Source organism: Ectopseudomonas oleovorans, assembly GCF_003052605.1.
Lineage (GTDB): Bacteria > Pseudomonadota > Gammaproteobacteria > Pseudomonadales > Pseudomonadaceae > Aquipseudomonas > Aquipseudomonas oleovorans_A.
Genome location: NZ_QASO01000008.1, coordinates 27,360 through 27,868, shown reverse-complemented (window position 1 = coordinate 27,868; position 509 = coordinate 27,360). Strand labels below are relative to the sequence as shown.

1 protein-coding gene is annotated in these 509 nt (G+C 52.8%); it reads right to left on the bottom strand.

Annotation, left to right across the window (positions count from 1 at the left end; translation table 11 throughout):
* Nucleotides 1-80 precede the first annotated feature (80 nt).
* A partial coding sequence (tnpA, locus tag DBO86_RS01705; protein ID WP_146173169.1) for an IS200/IS605 family transposase occupies nucleotides 81-509 on the bottom strand: 429 nt, incomplete at its 5' end.

The window sequence follows — 509 nt, the reverse complement described above, 5'->3', positions numbered from 1 at the left end:
ACAACCACCGACTGAAGTCGGTGGGTTAGTGACTTACGGACTGAAAGTCCGGATACGCGTCGACTGAACGACGCGTCGGATCAGTCAGGCTCCATCCTGAAATTATCGTTCGGGCTCGGCTCAAAATGATGCTCCAGATACTGCTTGATCATCTCTTCCGTCATCTGCCCAACCGTCGCGCAAAAGTACCCGCGAGCCCAAAAATGCTGCCCCCAATAGCGCTTTTTCAGATGGGGAAACTCCTCGAAAAGCTTGCTCGCCGTACGCCCCTTGATCCGCCTCATGATCTCACTCGGCGCCAAATTCGGCGGACTGCTCACCAGAATATGCACGTGATCCTTGCTCACCACACCTTTCACAATCCGAATTTCAAATGCTTCGCACGTCTGTCTCACCAGCTCTCGCACTCGCTCAGCAACCTCACCGCTGAGCACCTTGTATCGGTACTTAGTCACCCAAACAAAGTGATACTCGATCTGGTAGACCGTATGACTGCCGTATCTGTAATC